Below are 17,947 nucleotides of genomic sequence, written 5' to 3'. Positions count from 1 at the left end.
CAAGAAAGTTTAATTTTTGTTTGAGATTATTTTTTTGCTGCTTTCGGACGCTTAGTACCGTATTTAGAACGGCCTTGCATACGATTGTTAACTCCAGCAGTATCAAGAGCACCACGTACGATGTGATAACGTACTCCTGGTAAATCTTTTACACGACCGCCACGGATAAGAACCACGCTGTGTTCTTGTAGGTTGTGACCGATACCTGGGATATAAGCTGTTACCTCGATACCGTTTGTTAAACGTACACGCGCATATTTACGTAACGCGGAGTTTGGTTTTTTCGGTGTCATAGTACCCACACGAGTGCAAACACCACGTTTTTGCGGAGATGATACGTTAGTTTGTGCTTTTTTAAAGCTGTTGTAGCCTTTGTTAAGTGCTGGAGATTTTGATTTAACCTCTTTAGACTCGCGTCCTTTACGCACTAATTGATTAATAGTAGGCATTACATTTTTCCTCCCTTCACGTTTTCATTTCTAGTACCACACATCCAGGTGGTTCATAAATGGGTAAAAACAAAGTCTTTGCAAATATTATTGCAAAAACATTTTTACTTTTTAATGGCAACAGTTGCTGCTCCGACATCAATACCACATGCTTTGCCAAGCATTCTCATCGAATCAACATATGTGATAGGAACATCCAATTCTTTAGCGGTCTCAACGACACGCCCAGTCAAGTATATATCTGCATCATCAGCGATGATAACTTCTTGAATTAAATTGTTTTTAAGAGCTCTAACTGCTTGTTTCGTCCCTATAATCACTGACTTTGCCTGTATTACTTTTTCATAAGACATGGTCCATATCCTCCAAAGTTACAGGGTAACATAGGAGCACCTTTGCTATAGTATCATTATAAGTCGGATACTGTCAACTTCTTTCATAAAAAATATTTCAAGCAAAAGGTTTTCCTTACATAATTCTATTAAGATTATCAATTTGCCTAGAGGTAATATATCCATTCCTCATACTTCTTTTCAGGCTTCCTTGAGTAATAAGAGAGACCAGCACAATAAATTCTGACCCTTCAGCTCCACTCGAATACAGGAGTGCGGTTTTCAGTTTTAATTGAGCTGGTCCTTTTTCCTTTAATCCACTGTTACTGTATCGGCACTTTCGTCACCAACAACGACAGGGTTTGCTTTTCTGTATCTAAGCATTCCTGTTCCTGCAGGGACAAGTTTACCGATGATGACATTTTCTTTAAGTCCAAGCAATTCATCACGTTTTCCTTTTATTGCTGCATCAGTCAAGACTCTAGTCGTTTCTTGGAATGACGCGGCGGACAAGAAGGAATCCGTTTCTAGGGATGCTTTCGTGATACCCAGTAATACAGGGCGTCCTGTAGCAGGTAACTTGTTAGTCAGCAATGCATCTGTGTTTGCAGTAGTGAACTGGTTAACATCCAATAATGTTCCTGGAAGAACTTCAGTTTCACCTGCGTCAAGCACACGGACTTTACGCATCATTTGTCTAACCATTACCTCGATGTGTTTATCACCGATTTCAACCCCTTGCATCCGGTATACTTTTTGAACTTCATGAAGCAGGTATTCCTGAACAGTAAGTACATCTGTAACCTTCAGCAATTCTTTCGGATCGATAGAACCCTCTGTTAACTCTTCACCACGACGGACAGGCGTATCAACAGTTACTCTTAAGCGCGCTGTGTACGGCGCAGTATATGTGCGTGATTCAACTGCTCCTTGAACAACGATTTCCTGTTGTTTATCCCGAATTTCATTAATCGATACAATCGTTCCTTCGATTTCGGAAATGACAGCTTGACCTTTAGGGTTTCTCGCTTCAAATATCTCTTGGATACGAGGAAGACCTTGAGTGATATCGTCCCCAGCAACCCCACCAGTATGGAATGTACGCATCGTTAACTGTGTACCAGGTTCTCCGATTGATTGAGCGGCGATAATACCGACTGCTTCGCCCACTTCAACTTCTTGACCGGTAGCCAAGTTGCGTCCATAACATTTTTTACATACACCATGGCTGGTGTTACATGTAAAGGCAGAACGAATCCAAGCTGTTTCAATTCCAAGTGAATCAATATAATCAGCAAGATCTTCAGTGATAAGATCATTTTCAGCCACGATCACTTCATTTGTTTCTGGATGTTTAATCGCTTTTCTTGCATAACGGCCTACTAGGCGCTCTTCAAGATGCTCAATTATTTCAGTACCCTCTCTCAAGGCTGAAATTTTCAAGCCGCGGTCCGTTCCACAATCGTCATCACGGATGATGACATCTTGGGCAACGTCAACAAGTCGACGGGTAAGGTAACCGGAATCGGCTGTTTTAAGTGCTGTATCGGCAAGACCTTTACGCGCACCATGTGTAGAGATGAAGTACTCCAACACTGTTAAACCTTCACGGAAACTTGACTTGATCGGTAATTCAATGATACGTCCAGCCGGGTTGGCCATCAAACCTCGCATACCCGCAAGCTGCGTAAAGTTGGAAGCATTACCACGGGCACCGGAGTCACTCATCATGAAGATCGGGTTGCGTCGGTCCAGTGAGTCCATAAGTTTGGACTGGATGGTATCCTTGGCAGCACTCCAAATTGAGATAACGCGATCATAACGCTCATCCTCTGTAATCAGACCACGTCTGAACTGCTTCAAGACGTTATCCACTTTGGTTTGAGCCTCAGTGATGATCTCTTGTTTTTCTTTTAAAACGACAATATCAGCCACACCAACGGTAATACCAGCTTTTGTCGAATATTTGAATCCAAGATCTTTCATCCGGTCAAGCATTTTGGATGTTTCAGTAATTTTAAAACGTTTAAAGACTTCCGCAATGATATTCCCAAGAATTTGTTTCTTGAATGGATCAATAGCAGGTTGGGCCTTAATCATTTCAGGGATATTAGCGCCTTTTTCCACAAAATATTTCTCTGGAGTTTTCGTTTCCAAATTATATCGTGTTGGTTCGTTAATATACGGGAATGATTTTGGTAAAATTTCATTGAAGATCAATTTACCGACAGTCGTAATTAGAAGTTGGCTGTTTTGCGCTTCAGTGAAAGTTTCATTATTTAGTGATGATGCATGTACGCCACAACGGGAATGCAGGTGTACATATCCATTTTGGTATGCAAGTAATGCTTCACTTGTATCTTTAAAGATCATACCCTCTCCGATAGCGCCTTCTCTTTCCAATGTTAAGTAATAGTTACCTAATACCATATCTTGAGAAGGTGTTACGACAGGTTTACCATCTTTAGGGTTCAAAATGTTCTGTGCTGCAAGCATAAGCATGCGTGCTTCGGCTTGGGCTTCAGAAGATAGAGGAACGTGGACCGCCATTTGGTCACCGTCAAAGTCAGCGTTGTAAGCTGTACATACGAGCGGATGCAAACGAATTGCGCGACCTTCAACCAACGTTGGTTCAAACGCTTGGATACCAAGTCTGTGAAGAGTCGGTGCACGGTTCAATAGTACTGGATGTTCTCTAATGACTTCTTCTAGTACATCCCATATTTCAGGAGATAAACGTTCAATTTTGCGCTTGGCAGATTTGATGTTATGCGCTAGACCTCTTTGAACAAGTTCCTTCATAACGAATGGTTTGAATAATTCAATCGCCATTTCTTTCGGAAGACCACATTGGTACATCTTTAAGTTTGGTCCAACTACGATAACGGAACGGCCAGAATAATCAACACGTTTACCAAGAAGGTTTTGACGGAAACGACCTTGTTTACCTTTTAACATGTGAGATAAAGATTTCAACGGACGGTTACCAGGTCCAGTTACCGGACGGCCGCGACGGCCATTATCGATAAGAGCATCGACAGCTTCTTGTAGCATACGCTTCTCATTTTGAACGATAATGCTTGGTGCTCCAAGGTCCAGTAATCTTTTCAACCGATTATTACGGTTGATAACACGGCGATATAAATCATTTAGATCAGATGTGGCAAAACGTCCACCATCAAGTTGAACCATCGGGCGAAGTTCCGGTGGAATGACCGGAAGCACGTCCAGGATCATCCATGAAGGCTCATTTCCGGAGTTACGGAATGCTTCAAGCACTTCCAAGCGTTTGATTGCACGGGTCCTGCGTTGTCCTTGAGCTGTTTTAAGCTCCTCTTTCAACGACTCTACTTCCTTTTCCGTATCAATATCTTGTAAAAGTTTTTTAATAGCTTCCGCACCCATGGCAGCTTGGAACTTCTTACCGTATTTCTCACGGTATGTACGATATTCCTTTTCAGAAAGAAGTTGTTTCTTTTCTAAAGTTGTATCGCCCGTTTCAGTTACTACGTAAGATGCGAAGTATATAACTTCTTCCAATGCACGTGGAGACATGTCAAGAACAAGTCCCATACGGCTAGGGATTCCTTTAAAATACCATATGTGTGAAACTGGAGCTGCCAGCTCAATATGACCCATACGCTCACGACGTACCTTAGCACGAGTGACTTCGACGCCACAACGGTCACAGACTACGCCTTTATAACGAACACGTTTATATTTTCCGCAATGACATTCCCAGTCCTTTTGAGGTCCAAAAATTCTCTCACAGAATAAACCGTCTTTTTCTGGCTTTAACGTACGATAGTTGATTGTTTCTGGTTTTTTAACTTCTCCATGGGACCAAGAACGAATCTTGTCTGGTGAAGCAAGACCAATTTTCATATACTCAAAATTATTAACGTCTAACAAGGGGCCTACCTCCCTTTTAATCTCCAGGTTTAACCCTCGATTGCCGTCAAGTATCAGGCAATCTTACACCGGATGATGGTTGATTGAATCAATAAGGCTCTAACAAGGCAGCATGATCTTCAAAGAAACATCTTGCTGCCAGTCAGAGCGGGTGATATATAACTAGATATGTTTATATTTATTCTTTGACAGGTGCCCCTACTTCGGAAGCAACCATATCTTTAGTTTCTGAATCAAGGCTTAATTTGTCTGCTTGGTTGGCTTCTTCTTCATCTTCCAAATCACGCATTTCGATTTCACGATCTTCGGCATTAAGAATTTTAACATCCAATCCTAAACTTTGAAGCTCCTTAATCAATACTTTGAAGGACTCAGGAACGCCTGGTTCAGGGACATTTTCACCTTTGACAATCGCTTCGTACGTTTTAACACGACCTACGACATCATCTGATTTAACGGTTAGGATTTCTTGTAATGTATAAGCAGCACCATAAGCTTCAAGTGCCCATACTTCCATCTCACCGAAACGCTGTCCACCAAATTGCGCTTTACCACCAAGTGGTTGCTGCGTAACAAGGGAGTAAGGCCCAGTTGAACGTGCATGAAGTTTATCATCGACCATATGTGCCAGTTTGATCATATACATGACACCAACGGATACACGGTTATCGAAAGCTTCACCTGAACGGCCATCATAAAGGACAGTTTTTGCATCACGGGACATCCCTGCTTCTTCAATCGTACCCCAAACGTCTTCCTCAGTAGCACCATCGAATACAGGAGATGCTACATGAATGCCAAGCGCGCGTGCAGCCATACCTAAGTGAAGCTCCAACACCTGACCGATGTTCATACGTGAAGGTACACCCAATGGGTTTAACATGATGTCGACTGGAGTGCCATCTGGTAAATAAGGCATATCTTCTTCAGGAAGGATCCTGGAGATTACCCCTTTGTTACCATGTCGTCCAGCCATTTTATCGCCTTCATGGATTTTACGTTTTTGTACGATATATACACGTGCGAGTTGGTTTACACCAGGAGGTAGTTCATCGCCGTCTTCTCTGTTAAATACTTTAACATCAAGAACGATTCCACCGCCGCCGTGAGGTACACGAAGTGATGTATCCCTTACTTCACGTGCTTTTTCACCGAAGATTGCATGTAATAGACGTTCCTCAGCAGTCAGTTCCGTTACACCTTTAGGCGTGACTTTACCAACTAGAAGGTCTCCGTCTTTTACTTCAGCACCCACACGGATAATTCCGCGCTCATCAAGATTACGAAGCGCATCTTCCCCTACATTAGGGATATCACGGGTGATTTCTTCAGGTCCTAACTTCGTATCGCGTGATTCAGATTCATATTCTTCAATATGAATTGAAGTGTACACATCATCTTTAACCAATCGTTCACTCATGATGATGGCATCTTCATAGTTATACCCGTCCCATGTCATGAAGGCAACCAATACGTTACGCCCAAGTGCTAACTCACCTAATTCCATTGAAGGACCATCAGCAAGAATCTCACCTTTTACGACGTTGTCGCCAACACTGACGATAGGGCGTTGATTATAGCACGTTCCTTGGTTAGAACGAATGAATTTTAATAGACGGTATTTATCAAGGTTTCCTTTTACTTGCTGTCCGTCAACTTCACTTACCCTACGTACCCAGACTTCACGTGATTCAACGTGCTCTACGATACCAGGGTGTTTACAGATGACAGCAGCACCGGAGTCTTTCGCTGAAACATATTCCATACCCGTTCCGACTCGAGGGGCTTCCGGTTGTAGCAAAGGCACTGCTTGACGTTGCATGTTCGCTCCCATAAGGGCACGGTTGGAGTCATCATTCTCCAAGAAAGGAATACATGCAGTCGCAGCAGATACAACCTGTTTAGGAGATACATCCATGTAATCTACGCGGTCACGCGGAACAACGGTATTTTCACCGCGGAAACGTGCAACAACATCATTATCAAGGAATGAGCCGTCATCTGATAGACGTACATTCGCTTGGGCAACTACATAGTTATCTTCCTCATCAGCTGTTAAGTAATCGATTTGGCTTGTAATTCTACCAGTTTCAGGATTCACACGGCGATATGGTGTTTCAATGAAACCATATGGGTTTACCTTTGCAAAACTGGACAATGAGTTAATCAAACCAATATTCGGGCCCTCAGGCGTTTCAATCGGACACATACGGCCATAGTGGGAATAATGAACGTCACGTACTTCAAAGCCAGCACGCTCACGTGTCAGACCACCAGGTCCCAATGCAGATAGACGACGTTTATGCGTCAATTCTGCAAGCGGATTCGTTTGATCCATGAATTGGGAAAGCTGTGAGCTTCCAAAGAACTCTTTAATAGACGCAATGACTGGGCGAATGTTAATTAGTTGCTGCGGAGTGATTGTATTCGTATCTTGAATAGACATTCTTTCACGAACGACACGCTCCATACGGGATAAACCAATTCTAAATTGGTTTTGCAGCAATTCACCAACGGAACGCAGACGACGGTTACCTAAATGGTCAATGTCATCTGTGATTCCCACACCATGCAATAAGTTAAAGAAATAACTAATGGAAGAAATGATATCAGCCGGTGTAATGTTTTTGACCTGGTCGGTCACATATGCATTCCCGATGATATTGATCACTTTTTCGCCTTCAGCATCGTTTGGTGCAAAGACTTTAATAGGTTGAAGAAGAGTTTCTTCCTCTACTACGCCACCTGATGGATGGAAAGTTTTGAATCCGATTCCAGCTTCGATATGAGGCAGAATCCTATCAAGAGTCCGACGATCAAGCATTGTACCTTTTTCAACGATGATTTCCCCTGTTTCAGGATCAATCAAAGTCTCTGCAATACGTTGTCCGAATAAACGGTTCTTGATATGCAGTTTTTTGTTTATTTTATAACGACCTACGTTAGCTAAATCATAACGTTTCGGATCGAAAAAGCGGGATACTAAAAGACTTTTCGCGTTATCGACAGTAGGTGGTTCACCTGGGCGTAGACGCTCATAGATTTCTAGCAATGCTTTTTCTACACTCTCGGTGTTATCCTTTTCAAGAGTGTTGCGAAGGTATTCGTTGTCACCGATCAAATCAATGATTTCTTGATCAGTTCCGAATCCAAGGGCACGCATCAATACCGTTATCGGTAATTTCCTGGTGCGATCGATTCGAACATACACAACATCCTTGGCATCTGTTTCATATTCGAGCCATGCGCCACGGTTAGGAATGACGGTCGCAGAAAACCCAAGCTTACCGTTTTTATCCATTTTCCCGTTGTAGTAAACACTCGGTGAGCGCACTAATTGGGATACAATTACCCGTTCAGCACCATTGATGACAAATGTACCTGTTTCAGTCATCAGCGGGAAGTCGCCCATAAATACATCCTGGTCTTTCACTTCCCCTGTTTCTTTGTTAACAAGGCGCACTTTCACACGAAGTGGTGCAGAATACGTAACATCGCGTTCTTTTGTTTCTTCCACAGAATACTTCGGCTCAGCTAAGCTGTAATCGATGAATTCTAACGATAAATTACCTGTAAAATCCTCAATAGGAGAAATATCCTGGAACATTTCCTTTAAACCTACATCTAGAAACCATTGATAAGAAGCTGTTTGAATTTCAATCAGATTCGGAAGATCCAAAACCTCACTGATTCTTGCATAACTTCTACGTTGGCGGTGTCGTCCATACTGAACAAGTTGACCTGTCAACTGATTCACCCCTTAAATCAAGCGTTATAAGGATCCATTTGCCCCGGAAAAGGAATCATTTCCATAGACAAAAAGAAAATGGTTTTTATTTTAAAAACCACTATTTCTCATAAAACGAACTATTATTTATATATTTTTCCCATATTATCCATTGGTTATACACCAATGGTATAAAAATTGCATAGTTACGGAATTATATATATGCATTTTATAATACTAACATAGCGAAAATTTAGAGTCAAACCTTTTTGGATAATAGTATATAGTAACCTTTTTTCTTAACGGGCACTTCAATATTGCCAAATAATTGCTCCATTTTATCCATTGCGGATGGAGCCCCTTGTTTTTTTTGAATGACAACCCATAATTCTCCACCAGCTACCAAACTGCGATAGCTTTCTTCTAAAATTTCGTGGACTACACTTTTGCCTGCGCGAATGGGAGGGTTCGTAAGAATTGCCGCGAATTGATTGGAGCCAACTTTGTCAAGACGATCACTTTCGTAAATCTTCACATTTGCGATCCCATTAGTAGTTGCATTCTCTTTTGACAACTCAACTGCCCGGCTATTTATATCAATCATTTCTATCGCTCTATCGGGATAAGCTGCCGCAATCGATATTCCGATTGGTCCATAACCGCAACCAACATCAAGAATATCTCCTTCCACAGCTTCATTAAGGTTAAAACTCTCAACCAAAAGACGCGATCCGAAATCAACTTCCTTTTTCGAAAAAACACCATTATCACTTTTGAAGCGAAAGGTACGTCCCTTTAATGTAAAATCCCAAAACTTCGGATTGCTTACGACATCCGGTTTATGTGAGTAGTAATGCTCTGTCAGAGTCATCTCCCCCTATCAGAAAGGAATATTGAAGATTTAATGAGAGAAGAGATTTGAAGAATGGATGCTTGCATGCCGGAATGTTTGAATAACGAAAACCTCTTAATTAATCAAACCATTAACGGCGTATTTCCGTCATTTCACTAAAATGAAGAAAAAAAGCCCGCCAATGATAGCGAGCTTTTTGTTTATGCAAGATTACTTAACTTCAACGCCAGCTCCAACTTCTTCAAGTTTAGCTTTAACTTCTTCAGCTTCTTCTTTAGTAGCGCCTTCTTTGATTGCTTTTGGAGTGTTGTCAACAAGTTCTTTTGCTTCTTTAAGTCCAAGACCTGTAACTTCACGTACAGCTTTGATAACTTTGATTTTTTGATCTCCAGCAGATGTAAGGATAACATCAAACTCAGTTTGTTCTTCAGCAGCAGCGCCACCAGCAGCAGCTACAGCTACAGGTGCAGCAGCAGTTACGCCAAATTCTTCTTCGATTGCTTTTACAAGGTCGTTTAATTCTAAAACAGTCATGTTTTTAACTGCTTCTAAGATTTGATCTTTAGTCATTTTTATTTCCTCCTCGAAATGGTTGGTTTTTTTTTGAATCAATAGGCAAAATAAGCGGTTAGCTTACGCGCCTTGTTCTTCTTTTTGATCTGCAACTGCTTTTGTAGCAATAGCAAGTCCGCGCATAGGTGCTTGTAGCACGCTGAGTAGCATTGAAAGTAGGCCTTCGCGTGAAGGTAGTTCTGCAAGAGCTTTAATTTCTTCAGCAGTTGCAACATTTCCTTCGATAACTCCAGCTTTGATTTCTAAAGCTTCATGTTTTTTCGCAAAATCGTTAAGGATTTTTGCTGGCGCAATAACATCTTCAGTTGAGAATGCAATTGCGTTTGGTCCGGTTAGAGATTCGTTTAAAGTGCTAAGTTCAGCACTTTCCGCAGCACGGCGAGTTAAAGAGTTTTTGTAAACTTTAAACTCAACGCCAGCTTCACGAAGTTGCTTACGAAGTTCTGTTAATTCAGCAACAGTCAATCCACGGTAGTCAACAACTACTGTTGATTGGCTTGCAGTTAATTTATCAGTAATCTCAGCAACGATTTTTTGCTTTTGTTCAATAATTGCGTTCATCCTTACACCTCCTGTAGATTTGCTTGAAAACATTTATACCGTTTCAAAGAAAAAGCCTTCATCTCTATTGCAGACATGAAGGCAGTAATTTCAAAAGTCATAGTCTAGGACTATTATTATCGAATTACCTCGGCAGGGAATTAAGCTCGTAACGAGCACCTACTGTCTACGGTACAAATGATATTCATTTATTCACAACAAAACTTATTATAACAACAATAGTTTTGGAATGTCAATTATTATTTATTGAAAGTAGAAGGATCAACTTTCACACCAGGGCCCATTGTAGTAGTTACAGAAACGTTTTTCATGTAAGTTCCTTTAGCAGCCGCAGGTTTAACTTTCATTAACGTATCATAGATAGTAGTGAAGTTTTCCACTAGTTTAGCATCTTCGAAAGATACTTTACCGATTGGAGCATGGATGTTACCAGCTTTATCTACGCGGTATTCAACTTTACCAGCTTTGATTTCATTAACAGCTTTCGTTACGTCGAATGTTACAGTGCCAGTTTTAGGGTTAGGCATTAATCCTTTAGGTCCTAATACACGGCCAAGTTTACCAACTTCACCCATCATGTCTGGAGTCGCAACGATTACGTCGAATTCGAACCATCCTTGTTGGATTTTGTTGATGAAGTCAGATTCGCCAACGTAGTCAGCACCAGCAGCTTCCGCTTCTTTTGCTTTTTCGCCTTTAGCGAATACTAATACCCGTTGAGTTTTACCAGTACCATTCGGTAGAACAACCGCTCCACGAATTTGTTGGTCAGCTTTCTTAGGGTCTACGCCTAAACGGAAAGCAACTTCAACAGTCGCATCGAATTTTGCGAAGTTAGCTTTTTTAGCAACTTCGATTGCTTCAGTTACAGCATAAGCCTTAGAAACTTCTACAAGCTTAGCTGCTTCAAGATACTTTTTACCTTTTTTCGCCATGATATAAATCCTCCTAAATTGTGGTTTTAACGGTATAACCTCCCACGAATAAAGGTTGCGAGTATCAATCGCAACCCCGTAGAAACAAATAGCAATTACATGGATTAGTCTTCGATGACAATACCCATGCTGCGAGCAGTACCTTCAACCATACGCATTGCAGCTTCAACGCTTGCAGCGTTTAGGTCAGGCATTTTAGTTTCAGCAATCTCGCGCACTTGATCACGCTTGACTGTAGCAACTTTATTACGGTTAGGTTCACCAGAACCAGACTCGATACCAGCTACTTTCTTAAGCAATACTGCAGCCGGTGGAGTTTTTGTAATGAATGTAAATGAACGGTCTTCAAATACCGTGATTTCAACAGGAATAATTAGACCAGCTTGATCTGCTGTACGAGCGTTGAACTCCTTACAGAATCCCATGATGTTTACACCAGCTTGACCTAATGCAGGACCGACTGGCGGTGCCGGATTCGCTTTACCAGCAGGAATTTGCAATTTAACCATTTTAATTACTTTTTTAGCCACGAGACACACCTCCTTATAAGTCCGTGATGTGGTAATAGGGATATACCCTCCCACTCATCTTGAATTCTTTATATATTAATAAAGAATGCTTGTATCGTTGAGGCCTAAAAATTGAAACATACTGACCTTTGAAATTTTACCACTTTCAAATGACAATTTCAAGTTTTTTTCCGTTTATAATTTTTCCACTTGATTAAAATCAAGTTCAACCGGTGTATCACGACCGAACATATTGACTAGAACCCTTACTTTACCTTTATCTTTATCAAGTTCTTCAATAGGTCCTGCAAAGGTTGCAAATGGTCCTTCTTTAACTTGAACCGTTTCACCGATTTCAAAATCAACTTCGAATTTACTTTCATCCACGCCCATTCGTTTAAGAACGACTTCAATTTCTTCCGGCAGCAACGCAGTCGGTTTTGACCCAGCTCCAGATGAACCTACGAAGCCTGTTACGCCAGGCGTATTCCGGACAACATACCAAGAATCATCCGTCATGATGATCTCAACCAGTACATAACCTGGGAATACTTTCTTTTTGGTCACTTTCTTTTTGCCATCTTTAATTTCTGTTTCTTCTTCTTCTGGAACTACAACGCGAAAGATCTTGTCTTCCATCCCCATAGTCTCAACACGTTTTTCCAAGTTAGCCTTAACCTTATTCTCATAACCTGAATAGGTGTGAACTACATACCAATTCTTTTCCATGTGTTAGGACTTTAACGTCCTTCCCTCCCTGCAATCAATCATTTTCTTTATTAATCTTTATCTTTGAACGTTTTAGCCAAAATACCAAACCGTCGTCATCCCGACTTAACTAGAATAAATTATGATGATTCATATTACAGCAGTGCTCGATTTTGAACTTCTTCACTTCTTAAAAAAGACAAATTAAAAAACCCGTTTCCGGGCTTTTCTGCTGACACATATTATTCTATCACTATTATACCTTATTTTCGAATCTCTTATTCAATAACTAAGCGAATTAATTCGGAAATGCCCAAATCGACCACTGTAAAGAATAAAGCCATAAACAATACAGTCGTCACTACCACGATTGTATATTTGGTAAGCTCCTTGCGTTTAGGCCAGCTTACTTTTTGCATTTCGCGAGCGACTCCGCTGAAAAATTCGGTAAAACGTTTCATGAATGTATCCTCCAAGCATTAGAAGCTTCTGTCAATCTATTTATAAAACGGTTATTTCGTTTCTTTATGAATCGAGTGTGAGTTGCACGTGCTGCAAAATTTCTTGATTTCCAGGCGGTCTCCGCTTGTCGATTGTTTACTTTCATAACTATAATTTCTTGAACCGCAATCAGTGCAGGCAAGAACTATTTTTTTTCGCATTAGATACACCTATCCTATCTACTATATCCATAAAACCTTATCACGGCTGTTTTTTATTGTCAATGTCAAAGCGGGTTTAGCCCATTATGGATACCGGAAATCAAACCATTGGTTTCTTAACATCCCATTAAAAATTTCAGTGAATAATAAACTTCCATGTGGAGAAGGGACAGATGAAATTAAGCGGAAAAAGCGGAGGGATTATAAACTGATTTCCCTTACTTCCAGATAGCGCTCGAGCTTTCTTTTCACCCGCTGAAGGGCGTTGTCGATTGACTTAACATGTCGGTTCAACTCTTCCGAAATTTCTTGGTAGGTTTGTCCATCCAGGTAAAGAGCTAACACTTTTCTCTCAAGATCACTCAGGAGCTCGGCCATCTTTAATTCGATATCGTCAAACTCTTCTTGGTTGATGATAAGCTCTTCCGGGTCCAAAACTTTCGTACCCGATATAATATCCATTAGAGTTCGGTCCGATTCCTCATCATAAATGGGCTTGTCCAGGGAAACATAGGAATTGAGCGGAATATGTTTTTGACGTGTTGCTGTTTTGATAGCTGTTATGATCTGCCTCGTAATGCACAGTTCTGCAAATGCTTTAAAGGAAGATAACTTATCCCCTTTAAAATCACGGACGGCTTTATATAAACCAATCATACCTTCTTGCACGATGTCTTCCTTATCTGCACCAATTAAGAAATAAGTCCTTGCTTTTGCTCTAACAAAATTACGATACTTTTGGATCAAATAATCCAGCGCTTCACTATCACCAGTGTGAACCAACCCTATCAATTCATCATCCTCAAACTGCAGATACTTTTCGTTCAGCTTCATTCCGAATTTGAGACCCACATTATATCCCCCTGACCTGACTCAGATAGAAATATTATACAGCAGGTAAAATTTACCCGTCAATGGTTCAAATTTTACCTCGGCGCCATTTTTCGAAAATTTCTGCCACTTCTTCACTTAAAGGAATTTTAACCGCGGGTTTTATTGTCGTTGTTTTTCTTACATCTTTCTTGATTTCCCCTTGAATTTCTTTCATTTCAATAAGCAGTTCACGAGCGGATTTCCTTAGAGCCCCTTGGCCAAAGATCACCCACTGTTCTGTAAAGTCAGAGGTTGCCACTTGGATTTGCGTTTTAACGTTATTCAGTTCAATGGCCATCTTTTCTATTCTTTCATCCGCAGTTTCATTTTCTTTTGTGAAAATTACATCAACTTTATGATTTTTGAATATACGGGCAATCCCCTGAACATATTGAGCGTCAAATACGACAATTACACGGTATCCGGTAAATGCTTGATATTCCGCCATCATTTCAATCAACCGGTCTCTTGCAGCAGCAAGATCCCGTTCTTTTAATTCTCTCAGTTCCGGCCAGGCTCCAATAATGTTATAACCGTCCACCAACAGAATGTTCATCCCATCATTGCCCTAGAGGATTTCTTTTTCTATAAACCTCATACATCAATAAACCGGCTGCTACCGATGCATTTAACGAAGTTACCTGTCCTGCCATGGGAAGACGGATGAGAAAATCACATTTATCCTTCATTAACCGGGCCATACCTTTTCCTTCGCTACCGATAACAAGTCCGATAGGCATCTTTCCGTCCATGTTACGGTAATCATCGCTGCCTTTCGCATCGGTACCCACTATCCATACCCCTCGCTCTTTCAACTCTTCCACTGCCCTTGCCAAATTTGTCACGCGAGCAACCGGAATATATTCAATCGCACCAGTTGAAGCTTTCGCCACTGTTGCCGTCAAGCCCACCGCTCTTCTTTTTGGAATGATGATTCCATGGGCACCGACTGCATCAGCCGTCCTCATGATCGAACCTAAATTATGCGGATCTTCAACTTCATCAAGAATCATGAAAAAAGGTGCTTCGTCCCGTTCAGCCGCTTTTGCGAATAGGTCATCCAATTCCACATATTCATATGCAGCCACTTGTGCGACAACACCTTGATGGATGCCTTCTGCCATTTGGTCAATTTTTTTCTTCGGCACGATTTGCACGAATACCTTCTTTTCCTTCGCCAGACCGATAAGTGGTTGCATCGAGCCTTTTTGCGAGCCTTCGGCTATCCAAATTTTATTAATATCCCGTTCGGAGCGAAGAGCTTCCAATACGGGGTTTCTGCCAATGATATATTCTTCGCTCATGGGTTACTCCCCTTTTCTTCTTCAATGTATTCAATAGATTTTTTGATTAGTTCTTCCATTCTTTCTATTCGACCGGATAAATACAAAAATCCCATAAGTGCCTCGAAAGCGGTACTGTAGCGATACGTTTGCACATCCGTATTCTTCGGGACCGAACCGGATTTTGCATTTCGGCCGCGCCGAACCACAGCGGATTCCTCTTCCGATAACCAATCTGACTCAAGGAAAAAATGGATAATCTTATTTTGAGCTTTAGCCGCTACAAAAGATGTAGCTTTTTTGTGAAGTAGATTGGGCTTGACCGCACCATTTTGAATGAGATGATGCCGGATATACGTTTCGTATACAGCATCACCTATATAAGCTAAAGCCAAACTGTTCAGCATTTTTGCATCTACGTTACTATCGTAATGAAGCATTAATTACCCTCTTTTCCATCTTGTACCTTGAGGGGTATCCTCTAATATGATATTCATGTTTTTCAAACGATCACGAATTTCATCAGATAACCCAAAATTGCGGTCTTTCCGCGCTTGAATTCTCTGCTGGATCAAACCTTCGATTTCTTCATCCAAAAGCCCATCTTCTTCAAGTGACAAACCTAGGACAGAAAATAAGGTATTGAATTTTTCAAGGAAAGCATCAATGACTTCCTTGTCTGTGTTTTTCTCCATCAAGTAATAATTTGCCTGTTTGGAAAGTTCGAAGAGTATGGATATTGCATTAGCTGTGTTGAAATCATCGTCCATTTCCTTAATGAATTGTTCATGTAATCCATTAAGCTTCTCCAACCAAATATCATTATTCTCAGTCAATCCGTCGCTTACCTGAAGGCGATGCTTTAAGTTTTGATAAGATGTCCTTAACCGATCAAGGGACGCTTTTACATTTTCAAGCACTTCTTCACTATAATTGATGGGATGACGGTAATGTACGGATAACATAAAGAAGCGTAACACTTGTGGATCATGCTTCTGAATGATGTCATGCACAAGAACGAAATTGCCTAATGACTTAGACATTTTTTCATTCTCAATATTTATATACCCGTTATGCATCCAATAATTCGCAAAGGTCTTACCTGTCAAAGCTTCGGATTGTGCAATTTCATTTTCATGATGCGGGAAAGCTAGATCTTGACCTCCTGCATGAATATCGATTGTATCGCCCAAATACTTTTTGACCATTGCGGAGCATTCTATATGCCAGCCAGGACGCCCTTTCCCCCATGGGCTCTCCCAAGATATTTCATCATCCTTGGCCGCTTTCCAAAGGGCAAAATCAAGGGCATCTTGTTTTTTCTCACCTATTTCAATACGGGCCCCTACTCGCAGCTCATCGATGGACTGATGTGAAAGTTTTCCATACCCCTCAAACTTACGGGTACGGTAATACACATCCCCTTCCGATTCATAAGCAAATCCTTTTTCAATCAATGCCGAGATGAATTCAATGATTGCATCCATGTTCTCCATTACGGTTGGGTGAGCATCCGCTTTTTTGCAGCCCAATGCGGACACATCTTCAAAATAAGCCTTGATGAAACGCTCTGATATTGTCGGGACATCTTCGCCCAATTCTTTTGCCGCGCGAATCAGCTTATCATCCACATCCGTAAAGTTCGAAACGAATTGCACATCATATCCACGGTAGTCCAAATACCTACGAACGGTATCGAATACGATTGCCGGTCGTGCATTACCAATATGAATGTAATTATAGACAGTGGGTCCGCATACGTACATCTTCACCTTTCCCTCTTCAATCGGGACGAAGGTTTCCTTTTTTCTTGTAGCTGTGTTATATATTTTAATCGCCATATTATAGACTCCTTTCTTCCTGCTTTTGTTCAGCCAGCTTCGCTCTTAAGGCCCTGAGTTCACTATCCAATTCCTTAAAGCGATCAGCGATTGGATCAGGAAGATCACAATGATTTAGGTCTTTGTTGATTTTGATACCATCTTGAATGACTACTTTACCTGGAATTCCCACCACTGTAGAATTAGGTGGCACTTCCTTTAAAACGACCGATCCTGCACCGATTTTTGAGTTTTCCCCAACAGTGATGGAACCCAGCACTTTTGCTCCTGTAGCAATCAACACATTATCCTTTATCGTAGGATGACGTTTTCCCTTTTCCTTTCCTGTCCCCCCAAGGGTTACACCTTGAAAGACAGATACATTGTCACCAATCTCACAAGTTTCGCCAATGACGATTCCCATTCCATGGTCAATGAAGAAACGACGGCCAATGGTAGCTCCTGGATGAATTTCAATTCCGGTGAAAAACCGGCTGATTTGAGATATACTTCTCGCTAGGAAAAAGAACTTCTTCTTGAATAGCGCGTGAGCCATCCTATGACTCCAAATCGCATGTAAACCTGCATACGTCAAAATGACTTCCACATAACTGCGCGCAGCAGGATCTTGATCAAAAACCACTTCGATATCCTCTTTAAACATCTTTAACAAAATGATTCCCCCTATGTTCCGTCCTTTTCCTACATCCCCTTTTGAAGCTTTTAATGCATATAAAAAAGCGTCTCTGT

At 41.2% G+C, this 17,947-nt stretch carries 18 protein-coding genes and 1 other annotated feature; all 18 genes read right to left on the bottom strand.

Annotation, left to right across the window (positions count from 1 at the left end):
* Positions 1-26: 26 nt before the first annotated feature.
* The 18 genes from rpsL to cysE all read right to left on the bottom strand — a co-directional run bounded on the left by rpsL (position 27) and on the right by cysE (position 17,870).
* On the bottom strand, positions 27-449 hold the full coding sequence (gene rpsL, locus ABIE66_RS00545; RefSeq protein WP_061440379.1) for a 30S ribosomal protein S12: 423 nt from the start codon (positions 447-449) through the stop codon (positions 27-29).
* Between the two features lie 104 nt (positions 450-553).
* Positions 554-802, bottom strand: a complete 249-nt coding sequence (locus tag ABIE66_RS00540) for a 50S ribosomal protein L7ae-like protein (protein ID WP_034305040.1) — start codon at positions 800-802, stop codon at positions 554-556.
* A 291-nt stretch (positions 803-1,093) separates the two neighbouring features.
* Complete coding sequence (rpoC, locus tag ABIE66_RS00535; RefSeq protein ID WP_289323331.1) at positions 1,094-4,693, bottom strand: DNA-directed RNA polymerase subunit beta'; 3,600 nt, start codon at positions 4,691-4,693, stop codon at positions 1,094-1,096.
* A gap of 178 nt (positions 4,694-4,871) precedes the next feature.
* Positions 4,872-8,441, bottom strand: coding sequence for a DNA-directed RNA polymerase subunit beta (gene rpoB / locus ABIE66_RS00530; RefSeq protein WP_370013573.1), 3,570 nt, complete (start codon positions 8,439-8,441; stop codon positions 4,872-4,874).
* Between the two features lie 238 nt (positions 8,442-8,679).
* Complete coding sequence (locus ABIE66_RS00525; RefSeq protein WP_370016959.1) at positions 8,680-9,285, bottom strand: class I SAM-dependent methyltransferase; 606 nt, start codon at positions 9,283-9,285, stop codon at positions 8,680-8,682.
* Positions 9,286-9,483: 198 nt separating this feature from the next.
* Positions 9,484-9,843 (bottom strand): 50S ribosomal protein L7/L12, encoded by a 360-nt coding sequence (gene rplL, locus ABIE66_RS00520; RefSeq protein WP_289323329.1) that lies wholly within the window; start codon positions 9,841-9,843, stop codon positions 9,484-9,486.
* Between the two features lie 63 nt (positions 9,844-9,906).
* Entirely contained in the window at positions 9,907-10,407 is a 501-nt protein-coding gene (gene rplJ, locus ABIE66_RS00515; RefSeq protein WP_370013572.1) for a 50S ribosomal protein L10, read from the bottom strand.
* 39 nt (positions 10,408-10,446) lie between these two features.
* Positions 10,447-10,597 (bottom strand) — a sequence feature (ribosomal protein L10 leader region).
* Between the two features lie 49 nt (positions 10,598-10,646).
* Complete coding sequence (rplA, locus tag ABIE66_RS00510) at positions 10,647-11,342, bottom strand: 50S ribosomal protein L1 (RefSeq protein WP_061440375.1); 696 nt, start codon at positions 11,340-11,342, stop codon at positions 10,647-10,649.
* A gap of 104 nt (positions 11,343-11,446) precedes the next feature.
* Entirely contained in the window at positions 11,447-11,872 is a 426-nt protein-coding gene (gene rplK, locus ABIE66_RS00505; protein WP_034305057.1) for a 50S ribosomal protein L11, read from the bottom strand.
* Positions 11,873-12,046: 174 nt separating this feature from the next.
* Positions 12,047-12,580, bottom strand: coding sequence for a transcription termination/antitermination protein NusG (gene nusG, locus ABIE66_RS00500; protein ID WP_289323327.1), 534 nt, complete (start codon positions 12,578-12,580; stop codon positions 12,047-12,049).
* Positions 12,581-12,837: 257 nt separating this feature from the next.
* Positions 12,838-13,020, bottom strand: a complete 183-nt coding sequence (gene secE, locus ABIE66_RS00495) for a preprotein translocase subunit SecE (protein WP_214751063.1) — start codon at positions 13,018-13,020, stop codon at positions 12,838-12,840.
* A gap of 51 nt (positions 13,021-13,071) precedes the next feature.
* Complete coding sequence (gene rpmG, locus ABIE66_RS00490) at positions 13,072-13,221, bottom strand: 50S ribosomal protein L33 (RefSeq protein WP_289323326.1); 150 nt, start codon at positions 13,219-13,221, stop codon at positions 13,072-13,074.
* Between the two features lie 201 nt (positions 13,222-13,422).
* Positions 13,423-14,055, bottom strand: a complete 633-nt coding sequence (gene sigH / locus ABIE66_RS00485; RefSeq protein ID WP_094246690.1) for an RNA polymerase sporulation sigma factor SigH — start codon at positions 14,053-14,055, stop codon at positions 13,423-13,425.
* Positions 14,056-14,140: 85 nt separating this feature from the next.
* A complete protein-coding gene (locus tag ABIE66_RS00480; RefSeq protein ID WP_289323325.1) occupies positions 14,141-14,650 on the bottom strand; it encodes an NYN domain-containing protein in 510 nt (169 codons plus the stop codon).
* A 4-nt stretch (positions 14,651-14,654) separates the two neighbouring features.
* Positions 14,655-15,398: a 23S rRNA (guanosine(2251)-2'-O)-methyltransferase RlmB gene (gene rlmB, locus ABIE66_RS00475; protein WP_289318639.1), complete on the bottom strand. Its 744-nt coding sequence runs from the start codon at positions 15,396-15,398 to the stop codon at positions 14,655-14,657.
* Positions 15,395-15,817, bottom strand: coding sequence for a Mini-ribonuclease 3 (locus ABIE66_RS00470; RefSeq protein ID WP_289323324.1), 423 nt, complete (start codon positions 15,815-15,817; stop codon positions 15,395-15,397). The genes rlmB and ABIE66_RS00470 overlap by 4 nt, the downstream gene beginning before the upstream one ends.
* Positions 15,818-15,820: 3 nt before the next feature.
* Positions 15,821-17,218, bottom strand: coding sequence for a cysteine--tRNA ligase (cysS, locus tag ABIE66_RS00465; protein WP_370013571.1), 1,398 nt, complete (start codon positions 17,216-17,218; stop codon positions 15,821-15,823).
* A gap of 1 nt (position 17,219) precedes the next feature.
* The gene (gene cysE / locus ABIE66_RS00460; protein WP_289323322.1) at positions 17,220-17,870 is read right to left on the bottom strand and encodes a serine O-acetyltransferase; all 651 of its coding nucleotides are present in this window, start codon (positions 17,868-17,870) and stop codon (positions 17,220-17,222) included.
* Positions 17,871-17,947 lie beyond the last annotated feature (77 nt).

It is taken from the genome of Peribacillus sp. B2I2, assembly GCF_041261685.1.
Classification (GTDB): domain Bacteria; phylum Bacillota; class Bacilli; order Bacillales; family DSM-1321; genus Peribacillus.
This window is presented reverse-complemented; position numbering and strand designations above follow the sequence as displayed.